The 17,474-nt window shown below is 66.5% G+C and carries 20 protein-coding genes; 13 read left to right on the forward strand and 7 right to left on the reverse strand.

Annotated elements, in window-relative coordinates; translation table 11 throughout:
- Positions 1-17: 17 nt before the first annotated feature.
- From ACWCOP_RS03230 to ACWCOP_RS03240, 3 genes are all read right to left on the reverse strand, one after another.
- On the reverse strand, positions 18-605 hold the full coding sequence (locus tag ACWCOP_RS03230) for an LOG family protein (RefSeq protein WP_478249795.1): 588 nt from the start codon (positions 603-605) through the stop codon (positions 18-20).
- An 86-nt stretch (positions 606-691) separates the two neighbouring features.
- On the reverse strand, positions 692-1,036 hold the full coding sequence (locus ACWCOP_RS03235) for an ArsC/Spx/MgsR family protein (protein WP_478249796.1): 345 nt from the start codon (positions 1,034-1,036) through the stop codon (positions 692-694).
- A 9-nt stretch (positions 1,037-1,045) separates the two neighbouring features.
- Positions 1,046-1,465, reverse strand: a complete 420-nt coding sequence (locus tag ACWCOP_RS03240) for an MAPEG family protein (protein ID WP_478249797.1) — start codon at positions 1,463-1,465, stop codon at positions 1,046-1,048.
- A gap of 159 nt (positions 1,466-1,624) precedes the next feature.
- On the opposite strand from ACWCOP_RS03240, the gene ACWCOP_RS03245 reads away from it, so the two are divergent.
- The 3 genes from ACWCOP_RS03245 to ACWCOP_RS03255 are packed head-to-tail and all read left to right on the forward strand — an operon-like array spanning position 1,625 to position 4,556.
- Entirely contained in the window at positions 1,625-2,401 is a 777-nt protein-coding gene (locus ACWCOP_RS03245; protein ID WP_478249798.1) for a tyrosine-protein phosphatase, read from the forward strand.
- Positions 2,402-2,403: 2 nt separating this feature from the next.
- Positions 2,404-3,735 (forward strand): anthranilate synthase component I family protein, encoded by a 1,332-nt coding sequence (locus ACWCOP_RS03250; protein ID WP_478249799.1) that lies wholly within the window; start codon positions 2,404-2,406, stop codon positions 3,733-3,735.
- The gene (locus tag ACWCOP_RS03255; RefSeq protein ID WP_478249800.1) at positions 3,732-4,556 is read left to right on the forward strand and encodes an aminotransferase class IV; all 825 of its coding nucleotides are present in this window, start codon (positions 3,732-3,734) and stop codon (positions 4,554-4,556) included. Before ACWCOP_RS03250 ends, ACWCOP_RS03255 begins: the two co-directional genes overlap by 4 nt.
- 62 nt (positions 4,557-4,618) lie before the next feature.
- Here the strand turns inward: ACWCOP_RS03255 and ACWCOP_RS03260 are convergent, their stop codons facing one another.
- Genes ACWCOP_RS03260 through ACWCOP_RS03270 form a run of 3 tightly spaced genes read right to left on the reverse strand, consistent with a single transcriptional unit; the run spans position 4,619 to position 6,295 of the window.
- The gene (locus ACWCOP_RS03260) at positions 4,619-5,200 is read right to left on the reverse strand and encodes a TadE/TadG family type IV pilus assembly protein (protein ID WP_478249801.1); all 582 of its coding nucleotides are present in this window, start codon (positions 5,198-5,200) and stop codon (positions 4,619-4,621) included.
- Positions 5,200-5,757: a TadE/TadG family type IV pilus assembly protein gene (locus tag ACWCOP_RS03265; protein ID WP_478249802.1), complete on the reverse strand. Its 558-nt coding sequence runs from the start codon at positions 5,755-5,757 to the stop codon at positions 5,200-5,202. The genes ACWCOP_RS03260 and ACWCOP_RS03265 overlap by 1 nt, the downstream gene beginning before the upstream one ends.
- Positions 5,758-5,815: 58 nt before the next feature.
- On the reverse strand, positions 5,816-6,295 hold the full coding sequence (locus ACWCOP_RS03270) for a pilus assembly protein N-terminal domain-containing protein (RefSeq protein WP_478249803.1): 480 nt from the start codon (positions 6,293-6,295) through the stop codon (positions 5,816-5,818).
- Between the two features lie 277 nt (positions 6,296-6,572).
- Between ACWCOP_RS03270 and ACWCOP_RS03275 the strand changes: the two genes are divergently transcribed.
- From ACWCOP_RS03275 to ACWCOP_RS03320, 10 genes are all read left to right on the forward strand, one after another.
- Entirely contained in the window at positions 6,573-6,743 is a 171-nt protein-coding gene (locus ACWCOP_RS03275; protein WP_478249804.1) for a Flp family type IVb pilin, read from the forward strand.
- A gap of 189 nt (positions 6,744-6,932) precedes the next feature.
- Positions 6,933-7,451, forward strand: a complete 519-nt coding sequence (locus ACWCOP_RS03280; RefSeq protein WP_478249805.1) for an A24 family peptidase — start codon at positions 6,933-6,935, stop codon at positions 7,449-7,451.
- 195 nt (positions 7,452-7,646) lie between these two features.
- Positions 7,647-8,450 (forward strand): Flp pilus assembly protein CpaB, encoded by an 804-nt coding sequence (gene cpaB, locus ACWCOP_RS03285; protein WP_478249806.1) that lies wholly within the window; start codon positions 7,647-7,649, stop codon positions 8,448-8,450.
- Positions 8,447-10,033, forward strand: a complete 1,587-nt coding sequence (locus tag ACWCOP_RS03290; RefSeq protein ID WP_478249807.1) for a type II and III secretion system protein family protein — start codon at positions 8,447-8,449, stop codon at positions 10,031-10,033. The genes cpaB and ACWCOP_RS03290 overlap by 4 nt, the downstream gene beginning before the upstream one ends.
- A gap of 5 nt (positions 10,034-10,038) precedes the next feature.
- On the forward strand, positions 10,039-10,698 hold the full coding sequence (locus ACWCOP_RS03295; protein ID WP_478249808.1) for a CpaD family pilus assembly protein: 660 nt from the start codon (positions 10,039-10,041) through the stop codon (positions 10,696-10,698).
- Between the two features lie 13 nt (positions 10,699-10,711).
- Complete coding sequence (locus tag ACWCOP_RS03300; protein WP_478249809.1) at positions 10,712-12,409, forward strand: cellulose synthase operon protein YhjQ/BcsQ; 1,698 nt, start codon at positions 10,712-10,714, stop codon at positions 12,407-12,409.
- Positions 12,410-12,418: 9 nt separating this feature from the next.
- Positions 12,419-13,993: a CpaF family protein gene (locus ACWCOP_RS03305; protein ID WP_478249810.1), complete on the forward strand. Its 1,575-nt coding sequence runs from the start codon at positions 12,419-12,421 to the stop codon at positions 13,991-13,993.
- A 6-nt stretch (positions 13,994-13,999) separates the two neighbouring features.
- A complete protein-coding gene (locus ACWCOP_RS03310; RefSeq protein WP_478249811.1) occupies positions 14,000-14,995 on the forward strand; it encodes a type II secretion system F family protein in 996 nt (331 codons plus the stop codon).
- Positions 14,996-15,006: 11 nt separating this feature from the next.
- Entirely contained in the window at positions 15,007-15,987 is a 981-nt protein-coding gene (locus ACWCOP_RS03315; protein ID WP_478249812.1) for a type II secretion system F family protein, read from the forward strand.
- Positions 15,988-16,066: 79 nt separating this feature from the next.
- Positions 16,067-16,561 (forward strand): hypothetical protein, encoded by a 495-nt coding sequence (locus ACWCOP_RS03320; protein WP_478249813.1) that lies wholly within the window; start codon positions 16,067-16,069, stop codon positions 16,559-16,561.
- Between the two features lie 63 nt (positions 16,562-16,624).
- On the opposite strand, the gene ACWCOP_RS03325 is transcribed toward ACWCOP_RS03320, so the two are convergent.
- On the reverse strand, positions 16,625-17,446 hold the full coding sequence (locus ACWCOP_RS03325; RefSeq protein WP_478249814.1) for a tetratricopeptide repeat protein: 822 nt from the start codon (positions 17,444-17,446) through the stop codon (positions 16,625-16,627).
- Positions 17,447-17,474: the final 28 nt, after the last annotated feature.

The following is a 17,474-nucleotide window of genomic DNA, read 5'->3' on the forward strand; positions in this document are numbered from 1 at the left end:
CGGGGCCGTAGCGCCCTTTAAGTCTGCCGTCGCTCCAGGCTCGCGATCATGCCGGGGAAGACATAGGCCTCCAGCGCTTTGATGACCGCCTTGGGCGTTTCGCCGGTTTTCAGCATGGTGCGGTGCTTGTCCTCGACAAAGCCCTCGCCCTTCATGTGATCGAGGAAGCCCAGCAGCTGATCGTAATAGCCGTTCACGTTCAGCACGCCGACGGGCTTCCTGTGGCGGCCGAGCTGGGACCAGGTCCACACCTCGAACAATTCCTCCATCGTGCCCAGCCCGCCTGGGAGCGCGATGAAGGCGTCGCTTTCCTCCGCCATCATCAGCTTTCGCTCGTGCATGGATTTGACGATGCGCATGTCGGGGACGCGCGGATGGGCGATTTCCTTGTGGTGGAGAAAGTCGGGGATGACGCCGATGACCTGGCCGCCGGCGTCGATGCAGGCGTCGGCGAGCACGCCCATGAGCCCGACCTGTCCGCCGCCATAGACCAGTTGCGCGCCCGCTTCAGCGAGCGCCTCGCCCATGGCTTTCGCAGCCAGGCGGTAATCCTCCGAGGCCCCGGTGTTGGAGCCGCAATACACGCAAATCGATGTGAGTTTCATAAGCCTGGTTCTAGGGCCGGCGCGGGCGCGCGCCAATGCTTCAATACCGCAGGGCCGGTCTGTGTTCCTGCCTGAGCGACCGGGAGCTACACCGCGAAGGCGGCCTGAACGTCTTTCGTCCAGCCCACGCTCACCGCGTCGCCGCGCTCGATCACCGGTCGTTTGATGAGCGCGGGATGGGATTTGAGAAGGCCTTGGGGATCGCTCTGCGCCCGGGCGCGCTCGGCCTCGCTCAGGCCCCGCCAGGTGGTGGAGCGGGTGTTGATCAGTGCGTCCGCTCCGACGGCGGCGAGCCAGGCTGGGAGCTTGGCGCCCAGATCCGCCTCTGCGCGCACGTCCACGAAGGCGGGGTCATGGCCGGCGGCCTGAAGGGCTTTGAGCGCCTTTTTGCAGGTGTCGCAGGATTTCAGGCCGTAAAGGGTGAGGGGCATGGCGGGTCCTCAGGCGAGCAGCGCGTAGATATTCGCGCCGGCGATCACGAAAAGCGTCAGGCTTGAGAGCATGAAGAGCGCAAAGCGTACGGGGATGAAATTCACCGTCGCCTGGAAAATGGAATGCGCGACGCGCAAGATCACATAGGTCCAGGCCGCCATGATGGTCAGCGACGTCTCCACGCCCACGAGATGGCTGTAGACCGCCAGCGCATAGAAAACGACCGGTTGCTCGTGCAGGTGATTGTAATTGTCCGCCACCTGGCGCGCCGCGCGGGGCAGGGCGTCCAGCTCTGATTTTTCCTTCAGCCTGGCCGGGTTGATACCGGCTTTCTGCATCGCCGGAATGCGCGTGGCGTACATCCACACGAACATCACCAGGCTCCAGCTGGCCAGCGCCAGCACCGGCGTCAGGATCGTCGCGCCCATCAAATTCAGCCTCCCTGTCTTGTTGCGGCTTATCCAAGCGCGAGTCCGCAGGCAAGGAAAGCACCGGCCGGACCCCTGGGGTGCGGAACGGGCCTGCATCGGACAGGCCGGGCGCCTTTTTCCTTGCCGGGGCGGGCGCGCCCGGCTACCTCCACCGCCATGACACAGACCCGCTTGATCCCGCTTTCCGGCGTTCACAATTTCCGCCGCTTCGGCGCCTACGAGGCCGCCGGCGGGCGAACCGTTGTCGACCGGCTTTACCGCTCTGGCCAGTTTTCGCGCGCCACTGAAGGCGACCGCGAGACGCTGGCCGGGCTTGGCGTGAAGACGGTGGCCGATCTGCGCCGTCCCAGCGAGCGCGAGACCGAGCCGTCCCACTGGCCGCAGGTGGAGGGGGTAAGGGTCATCGAAAGCGACCATGGCGGCCCGGCCGAAGCGCCCCATCTGCGCTTCCTGCGCGAAGCGGAGCTGACGTTCGATTCCATCCGCCAGTTCATGACCGAAACCTATCGCCGGCTGCCCTTTGACGAGGGCAATCAGCATGTCTTCCGCGAAGGGATCCGGGCGCTGGCGTCGGGCGGCCAGGACGATGCTTTCGTGGTGCACTGCGCCGCGGGCAAGGACCGCACGGGCATTTTCTGCGCCCTGGTTCTGTGGGAGCTGGGCGTCGATCACGACACGGTGGTGGACGACTATCTGATGACCAACACGGTTGTGGATTTCGACCGTATCGCCGAGGTCATGCGCGAACGCTTGTCGGTCAAATATGGCCGCGAATTCGGTGACGCCGAGCTGAAGGCGTTCCTGGGTGTGGACGGCGATTATCTGGTCGCGGCCATGGGCGTCATGGGCGACCCCAAGACCTATCTGCGCGAGGAGCTGGGCCTGACTGAAGCCGAGCTCTCCGCCATGCGCGACCGCCTGCTGGCCGGATAGCCATGGCGAGCCAGGCGCGCACGCCCGGCGTGGAGATCGCGCTGGCCTGGACACCGCCGGGCGAGGCTTTGACGCGACTGTCCCATGCGCCGGGCGCGCTCCTTATGCAGGGCGGCTCACCGTCGAGCGCGGGCCGGTACAGCTATTTCACCGCCTTTCCTGAATTCACCGTCACCGGCGATGATCCGGCCGCCGGCTTTGCAGCCCTGCGGGCGGGATATCGCGCGTCTTCCAGCCCCCGCGCGCCGGGCTTTTCCGGCGGCTATGCGGGTCTTCTCAGCTATGATCTGGGTCGCGCGTTTGAACGCCTGCCGGCGCTGGGGGGCGGGATCTCGGCCTGGCCGTCATTGGCGATGAACTGGTACGGCGCGGCGCTGGTGTTTGATCATCAGACCGAGATGCTGGCCGCACGCGGTGAAGCAGCCGCGGCGGCGCGCCTGGCCGAAGCGGTTTCAGGTCCGGCGCGCGAACTGGACGCTCGCCCGGGCGTACTGGAGCAAGTCTGGGACGATGAGCGCTATCTGGAGGCTGCGCGCCGGGCGATCGCCTATGTGCGCGCCGGCGACGTGTTTCAGGTCAATCTCTCCCATCCGTTTCGCGGCGTCATCTCCGGCGCTGGCGCGCCGGCGGCGCTGGCGCGCGCTCTGGCCGCGTCCAGCCCGGCGGCCTTCTCGGCCTATATGCGCCTCGACGACGCGCGCGCACTGGTCACCAACAGCCCCGAGCGGTTTGTAAAACTCACCGCGGACGGCGCGGTTGAGGCCCGGCCGGTGAAGGGCACCACGCCGCGCCGCGCCGATCCGGCCGAGGACGCGGCCGCCGCCGTCGCGCTTGAGCGCTCCATCAAGGACCGGGCGGAAAACCTGATGATCGTGGATCTCATGCGCAATGATCTGGCGCGGGTCTGCGCTGCCGGCACCGTGCGCGCGCCCGAGCTGTTCGCGGTGGAGAGCTACGTCAATGTCCATCATCTGGTGTCCACGGTGACAGGTGCTCTGGCGGCGGGGCGCGACGTCTTTGATATGCTGGCCGCCAGCTTTCCGCCGGGCTCCATCACCGGCGCGCCCAAGCTGCGGGCCATGGAGATCATCGCCGAACTGGAAGGGGAAAGCCGCGGGCCCTATTGCGGCGCGCTGGGCTGGATCGGGCCGGACGGCGCAGCCGATTTCAACGTTATGATCCGCACGGCTGCGATGGTGCGCGAAGGCGAAGGCTGGGCGTGCGAGGTGCGTTCGGGCGGCGCGATCACGATCGACTCCGATCCGGTCAGCGAGCTTGACGAAACCCGCGCCAAGGCCGGGGCGCTGCGCCAGGCGATCGAGGGACTGTCATGAGCCGGGTCTGGCTCAACGGCGCGTTTGCGGACGCGGGTGAGGCGGGGATCGCCCCGTCGGATCGCAGCTTCCTGCTGGGCGACGGCGCGTTCGAGACCCTGCGCTTTGAACACGGCGCGATCCTCCGCTGGGCGCGTCATCGGGCAAGGCTGGAGGGCGCGCTGTCCTGGCTGGAGATCGCCGCGCCGGATTTCGCCGCCATCGAGGCCGCCGCCGTGCGCCTTTGCGGCCAAGAAGGTCTGGCCGATGCGGTTTTGCGCCTGACGGTGAGCCGCGGGAGCCATGGCGCGGGACCGGACGCGCCGTCAGGCGAGGCCGGCACTGTGCTGCTCACCGCAAGGCCGCTACCGGTCCCGCGCGACAGCGTGTCGCTGATGGTCGCCAAAGGCGCGCGCCGGGCGGGCCTTCAAAGCGAGCGTCACAAGCTGACAAGCTATGCCGAGCCGCTGGCCGCGCGCCGGGAGGCGAAGCGGGCGGGCGCGGATATGGCGCTGATGGTGTCGGCTGTGGACGGAGCGGTGGTGTGCGCCGACTGCGCGAACGTGTTCGCCGTGCTGGACGGCCTTGTCGTGACGCCGCCGGTGAGCGCCGGGGCGCTTCCGGGCACGGCGCGCGCCGCGCTGCTGGAGGCTTGGATGCAGCAGGGCGCTCCGATCGTGGAGCGGGCGCTGGCGCAAGCCGACATCGCCCGCGCCGAGGCGGTCTTCGTGACCAACGCGGTGTCAGGGGTGGTTGCAGCCGGCCGTTTGGACGGGCGTGCGCTTGATGCGCGCCATCCGATGGTGCTTGCGGCGAGAGCCCTTGAAGCGAGCGCGCGCTAACGCCGGTTCAGCCGCCTTTTTTTAAAGCGTGAAACCGGTTCCCGCTTCCGCTAAAAAACGCTTTAGCTCTGCCGGCGCACCCAGGGCGAGCGGCGCGGGCGCAGATAGGCCGTATCGGTCAGGGTGATCGGCGTCTCGATGCTGGAATTGAACGGGCTGTCATAGGGATAAAGCGCTTCGACCATCACCACCGAACTCATGGGCGCCAGAAGGCCGGCGGGCATGGCCGGCAGGCTCTCGGTGGACAGCGCCGCCATGGTCTCGCTTTCGCTCCAGTCCACGAACACTTCGCCGTCTGCGTCCATGCGCACCGATGTGATCCGCATGGACAGCGGGGCGGTGCGATAGGGCGCCAGAATGGCGTCGGCCGAAGCCATGATGTCGGCGAGCTCGTTATCGGTGACGAAATCGTCCTGCGCCACGAGGTCGGCGACGGCGTTGGCGGCGCTGGTCACCTTGCGGTCCAGGGTGAGCACCTGGGTCAGCTCGGCTGCGCCCAGATACATGGCCACCATGAGCGGGGCGACCAGCGCGAACTCCACCGCGGACACGCCGCGCCGGTCCGCGATGAAGCGGGCCCCCATGAAGCGGGAAAAAGGCTTGAACCACGAAACCGGGGCGAGGAGGGCGATCAGACGGCGCATCACCCCGCTCCGAAGGGTTCGTTACGGAACGCGGTGGCGGCGCTGATCAGCCGGCGATTGCCCGACATGTTCGACAGCCCGTTGATAAAGCCCGGCCCAAGAAGCTGCCAGTCATAGAACACACGCACCACCACCACTTCGCCGGCCTGGCCGGGGTCGAAGGTGAAGTTCTGGTCGTCCAGCTCCCCGCCGCCTGTCATGGGCGCGCCCATTTCGGCGCTGGAGAAACTGTCGAACGGGCGCACGTCCACCCGCAGCCGGCCGCAATCGGCGATCGTGGTGATGCGCTGGCAGATGGTGGCGCGGAAATCAGCTTCGGTTCCGCCGTCTGCCTGCAGCGCGCCGGTGCGGATGTCGCGGGCGGCCTCGCTGACCGAATCTTCAATGATCGCGGTTGCGAAGAAGATCAGGGCGATCTCCAGGATCCCGAACAGCAAAAAGAAAAACGGCGTCGCCACCAGAGCGAACTCCGTCGCCGCCGACCCGTTGCGGTCGCGGGCGAACCTGCGCGCCGTGCGCGGCGTCAGGCGACGCAGAAGGGAACCGATCCTGTTCATGCCACGACCATCTCACGGGGCGCTTAAGGGCGCGTGAAGCAGGATGATGTCCGCGCCGTTAACCGCCTTCGCTCGCGGCCTCCGCGGCGCCTGCGGCCTGACCGGCCTGGGTGGCGCGCTGTCCACTCATATCATCAAACCAGTCCACCTGGTCGCCAACCGTGGGCGCGGTCTGACATTCGGGGTCGCATACGAAGGAGTACTGCACGTTATTGCGATAGACCCGCACATGGTTTCGATTGCTTTCGGTGATCGAAAGGTCGGCGGTGTAGATCACCTGACCGGCCTGGTTCATGGCGATCACATTGGTCTGACCAAAAGCCCGGCCCGACACCAGCAGCGTGCGCTGATCATAAAGCGCCGCATCCGCGATCGCCGGATTGCCGACAATCACAGTGGCGGCCGCTTCGGGCAGCCGAACCACGCCGGCGTGATTGCTGGGAATGCGCACGGTGTGCCTGTCCGCCAGCGCCGCCGAGGCGCAAGCGCCGGACAGGGCGGTGGCGGTGAGGGCGGCGGCAAGGCTGCGGATGATCATGACGAGACTCCCCATCGATCCAGAGACCGCTCTTTGTCGCGCTTGCGGATGAAGAAGTTCTAAACGGCTACGCCTCTGGCCTCTATCTAATATAGAGGGATATTTGGAACTGATATATTAGCCATTTGTTCACTATAGGACCACCGAATCACATTTACCAAAAATAAAGCATGGATTTTTACGCCTCCTAAATCGTCTTGCGGTCTACTGCTCATCGTTCAGGACGGGTCATGCGGATCGGTCACCTGGGCTTAAAAAAGCAAACGGAGTGGATGGGATGAAAAACCTGGTTTCGAAGTTCATCAAAGACGAGTCTGGCGCCACGGCCATCGAGTACGGCCTCATCGCGGCCCTCATCGCTGTTGTGATCATCACTGCGGTCACCACGCTCGGCGGCACGCTGACCACGACCTTCGAGGACGTGAACGCCGGCCTGACCGGCAGCTAAGACCGCTGACGCGTTCAATAACGCCGACGTGAAGGGCCGCTCCCGCAGGAGCGGCCCTTTTCGCATGGCTGGTTGCGTCTCGACATCCGTGATCGCTCCTGACCCGTGAATTCACATGGGCCGTGAACCTCGCGTTAAGCACGCCTTGAGAAGCTTGAATTCCGGTTCGCACCTATTTCGAGGTTCGCCATGTCGTTCGCCATGATCATCGCCAACACCGCCCTTATGGCGTTCGCCTGCCTGATGCTCTGGGCGGCCTGGTGCGATGTGCGGCGCTACACGATTCCAAACTGGATTCCCGCCATGCTGATCGCGCTGTGGATCCTGGCGGCCCCGTTTCTGCAGCTGGGCTGGGCCGGCGCCGGCTGGTCGCTACTCACCTTCGCCGGGGTTCTGGCGGCGGGCATGGCGCTGTGGGCGCCGGGCTGGGTGGGCGGCGGCGATGTGAAGCTATTGGCGGCCGGCGCGCTCTGGTTCGGCTGGCCGGACGCGCTGACGTTTCTTCTTTACGCCATGGTCGCCGGCGGCGTGCTCGCCGTGGTGCTCATCGCGTTGCGCAAGCTCAGCCCGGTTTTGCCGGTCAGCTCCCATGCGCTGGGAAAGACCCCGCTGGCTGCTGGTGCGCCTGCACCCTATGCCGTGGCGATCGCAGCCGGCGCGCTCCTGGTTCTTCCGTCCAGCGCGATTTTCGCCGCCTATCAGGTCTGATCCAGGTCCGGCTCAAGGTTCGGGCGCAGTCTTGCGCAGGTTCGCTCCAGGCCTGTCGATGCGCGACTTTGGCCACGTCCGCCGACACGATTCGGGTCTGCAGGTTTGTTTAACCTCGATAATTAACGCGGCTTTGAGGTTTTACCGGCCAGATTCGGCACGCAAAGCAATCTACGGGCCAGGGGCAGTCCCAAAATGAACATCGTCCGGATCATCGTGCTCATCGTCGCCGGCCTCGCCGCCGTCGTCGCCGCCGTCTTCGTGCGCGGCGCCATGCAGCCCGCGCCCGCCGCTCCCCAGCAGGTGGAGGCGCCGGCGCCGTCCGAAGCCCGGGTGCTTGCCGCCTCACGCGACATCGCGGCGGGTGAACGCCTCACCGCCTCCGACATGCGCTGGACGCCCTGGCCGCAAGAGGCGGTGCTTCCCTTCCATGTGGTGCGCAGCGCCGACGCCGACGGCATGGAGCGCATGACCGGCGCCATCGCCCGCACCCAGATTTCTTCCGGCGAACCGCTGAACGAAGGCCGCCTGGTGCTCGCCGGGGAGGCGGGCTTCATGGCCGCCGTCCTCACCCCGGGCATGCGCGCGGTGGCGGTGCCCACCTCGGCGCGCGCCGGGGCGGGCGGCTTCATCCTGCCCAATGACCGGGTCGATATTCTGGTCTCCACCGACAGCGATTCCGGCATGCGCACCGATGTGGTGGTGGAGAACACCCGCGTTCTGGCCATCGACCAGTCCTACAGCGACGAGGGCGACGGCGCGGTGGTGGGCTCCACCGCCACGGTGGAGCTGCTTCCGGAACAGGCGCGCGCCGTGGCGCTGGCCGTCGCGGCCGGAGACGTTTCGCTCGCCTTGCGCTCGGTGGCCGACACCGAGGGCGGACCCCGCCTGCCCGGCGACGCACGCCAGAGCCCGGACGCCAGCCAGTCAGGACCGGGCACGGTTCGCGTGTTCCGGTACGGCCAGGAGCAGCGCATCGCGCTGGGAGGTGGTCAATGATCCGCTTACTCACCCTTGCTGCAGCGCTGATCGCCGGCGCCGCCTTAGCGCCGCAGGCCGCAGCGCAGCTCGCCGGACCGGCGGTGGAGCGCAACAACACCTTGCAAGTCGTGATCCGCGAGCCCGGCGACGGCCCGGTGTCGCGCAGTATCAATCTGCCCCTCGGCCAGGCCGCCATCATTCACCTGCCCGTTGATGCGGGCGAGGTCATGGTGGCCAGCGACGCCATCGCCGATGCCGTGGTACGCACGCCGCGCCGCGCCCTGCTTTTGGGTCAGCAGGTGGGCCGCACCAATGTTTTCTTTTTCGATCCCGACGGCGAACTGATCCTCGATCTCGACGTGCGGGTGGAGCGTGACATGGCGGCGCTGAACGACGCGCTTCTGCGCTTCGTGCCGGACGGCCGCATCAACGCCGAAAGCATGAATTCGAATATCGTGCTGTCCGGCGCGGTGCCCTCGGCCAGCGCCGCCGACCAGGCGCTGCAGGTGGCGCGGCGCTGGGTGGAGGATCCCACCCAGGTGGTCAGCTTCCTCACCGTGGAAGGGCGCGATCAGGTCATGCTGCGCGTGCGCATCGTGGAGATGGAGCGCAATATCGTCCGCCAGCTGGGGGTGAATCTCTCCGGCGCCCAGAATTTCGGCGATCTCACCCCGGCACGGCGAATCCAGTCCACCAACGATCTGGGCCAGCCTCTGGTCGATGAGTTCGGCGCGCCGATCTATGAAGTTTTCCAGCCGGGACGCTATCAGAACGGGTCAGGCTTCAGCACCGACAACGGGTTTGGCGTCGCCGGGGCCGCTCTGGGCGGTCTGGCCGGCACGGTGAGCACCACCAATTTCGTCGGCAGCGTGCTGCAAAGCTCGGTTTCGGCCACGTTGAACGCGCTGGAGCGCGTGGGCCTGGTGCGCACCCTGGCGGAGCCCAACATCACCGCGATCTCCGGCGAGTCCGCGCAATTTCTGGCCGGCGGCGAGTTTCCCGTGCCGGTGGGCCGCGACGATGACGGCGCGCTGGCCATCGAATTCAAACCCTTCGGCGTCGGACTGGGCTTCACTCCGGTGGTCTTGAGCGAGGGCCGCATCTCGCTGCGCATCTCCACCGAGGTGTCGGAACTGTCCAATGAAGGCGCGATCACGCTGGGCTCCAGCCCGGTCTTCAACGACCAGGGCGATATCGTGGGCAGCCAGCCCTCGCTTTCCATCCCCGCGCTTACCGTGAACCGGGCCGAGACCACCGTGGAAATGCCGTCGGGCGGCTCGCTGGTGATCGCCGGCCTGATCAAGGAAGAGACCCGCCAGGCGCTGGACGGCGTGCCTGGCATGGAGCGCCTGCCGGTTCTGGGCTCGCTGTTCCGCTCTCGCGATTTCGCCAACAATCAGACCGAGTTGGTGATCGTGGTGACGCCTTACCTGGTGGACCCGGCCGATCCCGACGCACTCGCCGATCCCGGTGACGGGTTCGCGGCTGCGTCGGCTGCGTCGAGCATCTTTTTGGGCCGCCTCAACCGTGTCTACGCCTCGCCCGGTGCGCAGGTGGAGGGCCGCGGCTGGCTTGGTCCCGTTGGCTTCGTGCTGGAGTAAGCGCCATGACGACGATGAAACTCTTTCTCTGCGCAATCGCCGCACTCAGCCTGGCCGCCTGCGCCGGGCAGGCGCCGCGCTCGCTCCCGCAAGCCAGCGCCGTGCCTGAAACGGTGCGTGTTGAAATGCCCGTGGACGGCCGCGACAACGGGCTGACCTGGGACCAGCTTGAGCTGATCGGCGCGCTCGCCGGCGAGTACAAGGCGCGCGGCCACGGCCCGCTGGTGATCTCCTACCCGCGCGATGCGGCCAATTCGGACGCGGCCATCCAGGCCATCGCCCATGCGCGCACGCAGTTTTATGAGGCGGGGCTGTCCTGGCGCCAGATTTCCGGCGGCGCCTATAACGCCCAGGGCCTCGTGAACGCCCCGGTGATCTTTTCCTTCACCCGCTACCGCGCCGTTACGCCCGCCTGCCCTGAAGGGTGGGAGAACCTGCGCAATGTCCGGGCCGGTGAGCCGCACGCCCGCTTCGGCTGCGCCACCGCGGCCAATCTGGCCGCCATGGTCGCCGACCCGCGCGATCTGACGACGCCGCGCACCTTCGGCGATCCCGACGCGGCGCGCCGTCAGACCGTCCTGGATCAGTATCGCCGCGGTGAGGCCACCGCCACCGAGCGCGGGGCGGGCGAATCCGGAACCGTGTCCACCGCGGTCAATAATTAGGGAGGCGCATCACATGAACCGTCAAACCGCCGACGCCTTCGAGGACTTTGACGCCGACGATGACTTCCTGGACGCCTCCGAGGATGCGCCGGAAGATCCCTTCCTCGACGCAGAGGCTGTTGAGCGCCGGCTTCTGGGAGAGGAGGACGCGCCTCGCAGACCTGCGCAGGCCGAGGATGTGCACCGCCCGTTCGGTGCGCGCCTGGCCGAGGCGAACGCCTCTGACGGGGACTCCGACCCGTTTGGTGACGCCGGCTATGATGACGAGGCCTACGAGACGCGCCGCCCGCCGCGCCCGCCCCATCCGGCGGCGCGGGGGCCTGCTGCGCGGGCCCAGGCGCCTTCCAGGCGGCAGGCCCGCGTCGATGATCCGTTCGGCGACGCTGACGACTTTGAGGAATCCGATCCGTTCGAGGACGCGCGCCCGAAATCTGCGCGCTTTGAGCCGGAAACGGTGATTTCCGGCGGGGATTACGGCGAGGTCGAGGGCCTGTCAGAGGGTGATGATTCGCTATTGACCCAGCCGGTCCCGCGCATCGCCATCCACGCTTTCTGCGAATCTCCCGACACTGGCCAGCTGATCCACCGCGCCGGCACCGACCGGCGGCTTCAAAAAGCCCACGTCACCGTGGAACTCGGCGGCCTGGCGGCGGCGATCGAGCGCTTCCATGACGAGAGCACGCCGGAGCTCCTGATCATCGAGACCGGAATGCGCGGCCGCGAACTGTTCCAGCAACTCGACGAGCTGGCCACGGTCTGCGACGGCGACACCAAGGTGATCATCGTCGGCGCCGCCAATGATATCGCGCTTTATCGCGAGCTGATGCGCCGGGGCGTCAGCGAGTATCTCGTGCCGCCCATGACGCCGCTGCATGTAATCAAGACGATCTCGGGCCTGTTTCTCGACCCCGAGCAGCCGTTTGCGGGCAAATCTCTGTGCTTTGTCGGCGCCAAGGGCGGGGTGGGCAGCTCCACCATCGCCCACAATGTCGCCTGGCATCTCACCGAGTCGCTGCGCACCGACGCCGTGCTGGTGGATCTGGATCTGTCGTTCGGCACGGCGGGTCTCGATTTCAATCAGGATCCGCCCCAGACCATCGCCGAGGCGCTGGCCCAGCCTGACCGCCTGGATCAGGCGCTGCTGGACCGGCTGCTGGTGCGCTGCACCGAGCGGCTGAGCCTGTTCTCCGCGCCGTCGAGCCTTGAAAGCGACTGGGACTTCCAGCCCGAGCATTTTGAGACCGTCCTGGAGGTGGTGCGCCGCCAGGCGCCGTTCGTGGCGCTGGACCTGCCTCACGCCTGGAGCCCGTGGGTACGCCGGACGATCCTGTCCGCAGACCAGGTCGTGGTTACGGTGACGCCGGACCTGGCGTGCCTGCGCAACGCCAAGAATCTGTTCGATCTGGTGCGTCAGAAGCGGCCCAATGACGAGCCGCCGCGGATCGTGGTGAACATGGCCGGCTGCCCGAAAAAGCCGGACATCCCGCTCAAGGACTTCTCCGACGCGCTGGGCGCGGCGCCGGTCCTGGTGCTGCCGTTCGAGCCGGCCTTGTTCGGCAAGGCGGCCAATAACGGCCAGATGATCGCCGAGGTGGATCCCAAGTCCAAGGCCGCCGAAGGCTTCGCCCATCTTGCCGGTCTGCTTACCGGGCGCGCGGCGCCGGCGGCCAAGTCCAAGAGCCTCTTCGGTTCCCTGTTCGGCAAGAAGTAAGGCGCGACCATGTTCGGCAAACGACCCACATCCCAGCCCGGCGGCGGCGCAAAGGGCTTCGGCCAGGCCGGCGATACGGCCGCCGCGCCGAAGCCGGCTGCGCCGCGCCCGGCTTCGGGTTCGGGTTCTGGCCAGAGCGGCGCCGGCGTCGCCACCAAGAGCCGCCCGGTCGAGTCCGCCACCATGCGTTCGAGCGCCGGCGGAGCAGCGCCGGCTGACAGCGCCGCGCCGGCCGCACCCGCCAAGAAGCAGATGTCCGCCGCCAAGCCGCGCAAGACCGGGGCGACCGAAACCGTCGGGGCCGAGCGCTCGGCGGAATATTACGCGGTCAAGACGACGATCTTCAACGCGCTGATCGACACGATCGACCTGTCGCAGCTGGCGCGCCTGGACAACGACACCGCGCGCGACGAAATCCGCGACATCGTCACCGAGATCATCTCGATCAAGAACGTGGCGATGTCCATCGCCGAGCAGGAACAGCTGCTGCAGGACATCTGCAACGACGTTCTGGGCTATGGCCCGCTGGAGCCCTTGCTGGCGCGCGACGACATCGCCGACATCATGGTCAACGGCGCCGGGGACGTGTTCATCGAAGTCGCGGGCCGGGTGAAGAAGACCAATATCAAGTTCCGCGATAACGGCCAGCTGATGAATATCTGTCAGCGCATCGTGTCCCAGGTGGGCCGGCGCGTGGACGAGAGCAGCCCGATCTGCGACGCGCGCCTCGCTGACGGCAGCCGCGTCAACGTCATCGCGCCGCCCCTGTCGCTTGACGGGCCGACCCTGACGATCCGGAAATTCAAGAAGGACAAGCTGAAGCTCTCCAACCTGGTGGAGTTTGGGTCGATCTCGCCTGAGGGCGCGCGCATCCTGGAGATCATCGGGGCGAGCCGGTGCAATGTGCTGATCTCCGGCGGCACCGGCTCGGGCAAGACGACGCTTCTCAACTGCCTCACCGGCTTCATCGGCGAGGACGAGCGCATCATCACCTGCGAGGACGCCGCCGAACTGCAGCTGCAGCAGCCCCACGTGGTGCGCCTGGAAACCCGTCCGCCGAACCTTGAGGGCACCGGCCAGGTCACCATGCGCGATCTGGTGAAGAACTGCCTGCGGATGCGGCCTGAACGCATCATCGTGGGCGAGGTGCGCGGTCCGGAAGCCTTCGACTTGTTGCAGGCCATGAACACCGGCCATGACGGCTCCATGGGCACGCTGCACGCCAACTCGCCGCGCGAGGGGCTGAGCCGGATTGAATCCATGATCACCATGGGCGGCTACAACCTGCCCACCAGAACGATCCGTGAGATGATCTCCGGCTCCATCGACGTGGTGATCCAGGCCGCGCGCATGCGCGACGGCTCGCGCAAGATCACCCACATCACCGAAGTGCTGGGGATGGAGGGCGACGTGATCATCACCCAGGACCTGTTCCTGTATGAAATGACCGGCGAGAACGCGGACGGCGACATCATCGGCAAGCACGTCTCCACCGGCATCGCCCGTCCGGCGTTCTGGGACCGGGCGCGCTATTTCGGCCTGGAAGGCCAGCTCGCCGACGCGCTCGAAGCCGCGGAAGGATAGGCGGGCATGACCCCGGATATCGCCTTCATCGCCGCCGCCGCCTGCGCCTTCGTCGCGGTGGCGGGCGTCGGCCTGGCGCTGACCCCGTCCGGCGAGCCGAAAACCAGGAAGAGCCGGCTCCACGCCGCCGTGGGCGCGCCGGCGAAGAACCAGCCGCGCCGCGGCGCCAGCGCCCAGGAAGGCCAGGCCAACAAGCGCAAGCAGATCCAGGACTCCCTGAAGGAGATCGAGGATCGCCAGAAGGCTGAACGCAAGAAATCGCTGACTCTGCGCGCGCGCATCGAGCAAGCGGGGCTGACCTGGAGCCCGGCGAAATTCTGGATCATCTCCGCTGTTCTGGGCGTGGTGACGGCGCTTCTGGTGCTCTTCACCGGGCTCAATCCGCTCATCGTGCTGGCCGCCGGCGTGGTGGCGGGCCTGGGCCTGCCGCGCTGGCTTCTGGGGATGATGAAGGCGCGCCGGCTGAAGAAATTCACCGAGAACTTTGCTGACGGGCTCGACGTGATCGTGCGCGGGATCAAGTCCGGCCTGCCGCTGAACGAATGCCTGAAGATCATTGCGCGCGAGGGCGAGGCGCCGGTCAGGCAGGAGTTTCAGATGCTGGTGGAAGGCATCGCGGTGGGCGTGGACATCGATGAGGGGATGCGCCGCATGCTGCGCCGCGTGCCGCTGTCGGAGCTGTCCTTCTTCGCCATCGTGCTGGCCATTCAGGGCAAGACCGGGGGCAATCTGGCCGAGGCGCTGAACAATCTTTCGGTGGTTCTGCGCGCACGCAAGATGATGCGCGAAAAAGTCGGCGCCCTCTCGGCTGAAGCCAAGGCCTCGGCCATGATCATCGGGTCGCTGCCGCCGGGCGTGGGCACGATGGTGTCGATCATCTCGCCCGAATACATGCAGCCCATGTTCACCACCTCGCTGGGTCAGATGATGCTGATCGGCGGGGGGCTCTGGATGCTCATGGGCATCCTGACCATGCGCGGCATGATTAATTTCAAGATGTAAGGGGCGGGCCGATGAATGTTCTTGGGTTCGCCGACTGGATCACAGAGCCGCAGAACCTGTTCGCGGTGATCGCGGCGCTTCTGGTGTTCGCCACGGTGTGGACCCTGTCCGCGCCGGCGCTGAACACCGACCAGACGCAAAAGCGCTTGAAGCAGGTCTCCGAGCGCCGCGACGAGCTGCGCCGAAGGGCGCGTGAGGCGATCGAGAAGGAAAAGGGCGCGGCGAGCCTGCGCGGCGACGACAAGCGCAGCGTCTATCGCCGTGTCGTGGAGCAGCTGAACCTGGTCAAGCTGCTTGAAGATCCCAATTTGAAGATGAAGCTCACCCAGGCGGGCATGCGTGGTCAGCAGCCGGTCTACACCTTCTATTTTTTCCGTTTCGCCATGCCGTTCATCCTGTTTTCGGCTGGCTTCCTCTATATGTCGCTGGTCAATGATTTCGGCCTCGAGCTGTTTCAGCGACTGACTGTGATGATGGGTCTGGCGCTGCTGGGCTACTATGCGCCGGGCCTCTATCTGTCGAACATGGCCGGCAAGCGCCGCGACTCCATCATGCTGGCCTTTCCTGACGCGCTGGACTTGTTGCTGATCTGCGTGGAGGCGGGGATGAGCATCGAGGCCGCATTCCAGAAGGTCGCCGCGGAGATCGGCTCCAGCTCGCTGGAGCTCGCCGAGGAGCTTTCGCTCACCACCGCCGAGCTCTCCTTTCTCCAGGAACGCCGGCAGGCCTACGAAAATCTCGCCATGCGCACCAATCACCCGGGCGTGAAATCGGTGTCCACCGCGCTGACCCAGGCTGAACGCTACGGCACGCCGCTGGGTCAGGCCCTGCGGGTCATGGCCAAGGAGAACCGAGACATGCGCATGAGCGCGGCGGAGAAAAAGGCGGCTGCGCTGCCCGCCAAGCTCACCGTGCCCATGATCCTGTTCTTTCTGCCGGTTCTGTTCCTGGTGATCATGGGTCCTGCGGTCATCACTTACCAAAACATGTGACGCGGCGTTTCGCGCCCGGTAGGGTGCGGGCTTGTCAGGTGGACGCGGTCCGCCGGAAGCGTTGAGGAGGGTCGCCGCCATGTTTGGTGGGGACAAAGCGGTGGAGCGCCGCCGCGAAGCCATGCGCCTCGCGGAGGCTGCAGCTGACCATGCGCTTGACGCGCTCGCCGAGGGTGATCCCAAGCGGGCGAAGAAAGAACTCGAAGCTGTCCCCAAGAAGATCCAGTTCGCTGACGGCGGCTGGAAACCCGCGCTCGCCATGGCGCTTGTGGAGCTGAGCACGAATAAGCGCCGCGCCGGCCTGTCGCGCCTGGCTGAAGTCTGCGCGGGGCTGGACGAGACCAGCCTGTCGCGGGACGAGAAAGGCTATCTTCGGCTCTACGCGCTCTACCGCGCAATAGACGCCAGCAAGGATGGCCGCGCCCCGGCGGAGCTGCGCGCCCAGACCGAGGATTTCCGCTTTGACCAGACGCTGGTCTCGCGTCAGCTCAAGCAGCGCTTTCCGCTGAAAAAGGTGGAGGACGTCACCTCGCCGCCGCCACCCATGTCGAGCCCGCCGCAAAGCGAGCTCTAGAGCGATATTGGTCGATCAAAATCGACCGAAATCGCTCTAGGCGTGCGCTGCGGCGCCGGCGGCCTATCTCAGGCCCTGCCGCTCCATTTCGCGCAAGCGGTCATAGCTACGCCCGGAACTCATGAGATCTCGGATATAGGCCAGGCTCGCCTCGGCCATCTCCGGGGTCACGTCCACCAGAGCGTGGCTCTCGGCTTCTTCAAACCGGCCCTGCAGAGCCAGGGCGAGGGCGAGGTTCTGGCGCACTTCAGGGCCGGCCTCATTGAGATCGGAGGCGCGGCGCAAAAGCGATTCGGCGCGTTCAGGATCGCCGGCCAGCATGTGCGACAGCGCCAGATTGTTGAGGACCGTGGCTTCGCCGCCGGACAGGATCAGCGCCTGTTCAAACTGCAGGCGGGCGCGGTCGGCCCGCCCGGTCTGTTCCAGCGCCACGCCCAGCGCATTGGCCAGGCGCCAGTTCTGGGCGTCCGACCGCAAAGCGCGCGACAAGGGCTCGATGGCGCTCTGGCCCTGACCCATCCCGGTCAGCGCCATGCCGTAGGCCGACAGAAGCGGGCCGTCTTCGGGGTAGAGCGCCAGGGCCTGACGGGCCACTTCCGCGGCGCGTTGAAAATTGTTCAGCGTGCGCAGGACGTCGGAGAGCTTGAATGCGGCTTCCCGGTCAGCCGGGTTCATCTGGTGAGCTTCGGCCCAGAACGCGGCCTGGGTCAGCAGGTCCTGATTTTCAATGGCCGCGCGCTCGCCGGCGGAGGCCGGCACGATGGTGCGCGATTGCATATCGGCGGCCAGCGCCGCCTCCTGCTCGGTGGGCTGCAGCTCGGAACTCGTGGCGCAGGCCGTCACCATGAGGCCTGCAAGACAGATTGCGGACAGGCGCGCGCGCATGCTCTACCTCTCGCCTAACGCCGTAGCG

The organism is Apolloniradiicaulis salifontis, assembly GCF_053756655.1.

Coding starts and splice junctions, on each gene's coding strand:
- ACWCOP_RS03260 (WP_478249801.1), bottom strand. CDS start 5,200: ATGCGCCGTCTGATCGCCCTCCTCGCCCCGGTTTCGTGGTTCAAGCCT.
- ACWCOP_RS03290 (WP_478249807.1), top strand. CDS start 8,447: ATGATCCGCTTACTCACCCTTGCTGCAGCGCTGATCGCCGGCGCCGCC.
- ACWCOP_RS03270 (WP_478249803.1), bottom strand. CDS start 6,295: ATGATCATCCGCAGCCTTGCCGCCGCCCTCACCGCCACCGCCCTGTCC.
- ACWCOP_RS03265 (WP_478249802.1), bottom strand. CDS start 5,757: ATGAACAGGATCGGTTCCCTTCTGCGTCGCCTGACGCCGCGCACGGCG.
- cpaB (WP_478249806.1), top strand. CDS start 7,647: ATGAACATCGTCCGGATCATCGTGCTCATCGTCGCCGGCCTCGCCGCC.
- ACWCOP_RS03305 (WP_478249810.1), top strand. CDS start 12,419: ATGTTCGGCAAACGACCCACATCCCAGCCCGGCGGCGGCGCAAAGGGC.
- ACWCOP_RS03230 (WP_478249795.1), bottom strand. CDS start 605: ATGAAACTCACATCGATTTGCGTGTATTGCGGCTCCAACACCGGGGCC.
- ACWCOP_RS03255 (WP_478249800.1), top strand. CDS start 3,732: ATGAGCCGGGTCTGGCTCAACGGCGCGTTTGCGGACGCGGGTGAGGCG.
- ACWCOP_RS03300 (WP_478249809.1), top strand. CDS start 10,712: ATGAACCGTCAAACCGCCGACGCCTTCGAGGACTTTGACGCCGACGAT.
- ACWCOP_RS03275 (WP_478249804.1), top strand. CDS start 6,573: ATGAAAAACCTGGTTTCGAAGTTCATCAAAGACGAGTCTGGCGCCACG.
- ACWCOP_RS03245 (WP_478249798.1), top strand. CDS start 1,625: ATGACACAGACCCGCTTGATCCCGCTTTCCGGCGTTCACAATTTCCGC.
- ACWCOP_RS03315 (WP_478249812.1), top strand. CDS start 15,007: ATGAATGTTCTTGGGTTCGCCGACTGGATCACAGAGCCGCAGAACCTG.
- ACWCOP_RS03310 (WP_478249811.1), top strand. CDS start 14,000: ATGACCCCGGATATCGCCTTCATCGCCGCCGCCGCCTGCGCCTTCGTC.
- ACWCOP_RS03250 (WP_478249799.1), top strand. CDS start 2,404: ATGGCGAGCCAGGCGCGCACGCCCGGCGTGGAGATCGCGCTGGCCTGG.
- ACWCOP_RS03325 (WP_478249814.1), bottom strand. CDS start 17,446: ATGCGCGCGCGCCTGTCCGCAATCTGTCTTGCAGGCCTCATGGTGACG.
- ACWCOP_RS03320 (WP_478249813.1), top strand. CDS start 16,067: ATGTTTGGTGGGGACAAAGCGGTGGAGCGCCGCCGCGAAGCCATGCGC.
- ACWCOP_RS03235 (WP_478249796.1), bottom strand. CDS start 1,036: ATGCCCCTCACCCTTTACGGCCTGAAATCCTGCGACACCTGCAAAAAG.
- ACWCOP_RS03295 (WP_478249808.1), top strand. CDS start 10,039: ATGACGACGATGAAACTCTTTCTCTGCGCAATCGCCGCACTCAGCCTG.
- ACWCOP_RS03280 (WP_478249805.1), top strand. CDS start 6,933: ATGTCGTTCGCCATGATCATCGCCAACACCGCCCTTATGGCGTTCGCC.
- ACWCOP_RS03240 (WP_478249797.1), bottom strand. CDS start 1,465: ATGGGCGCGACGATCCTGACGCCGGTGCTGGCGCTGGCCAGCTGGAGC.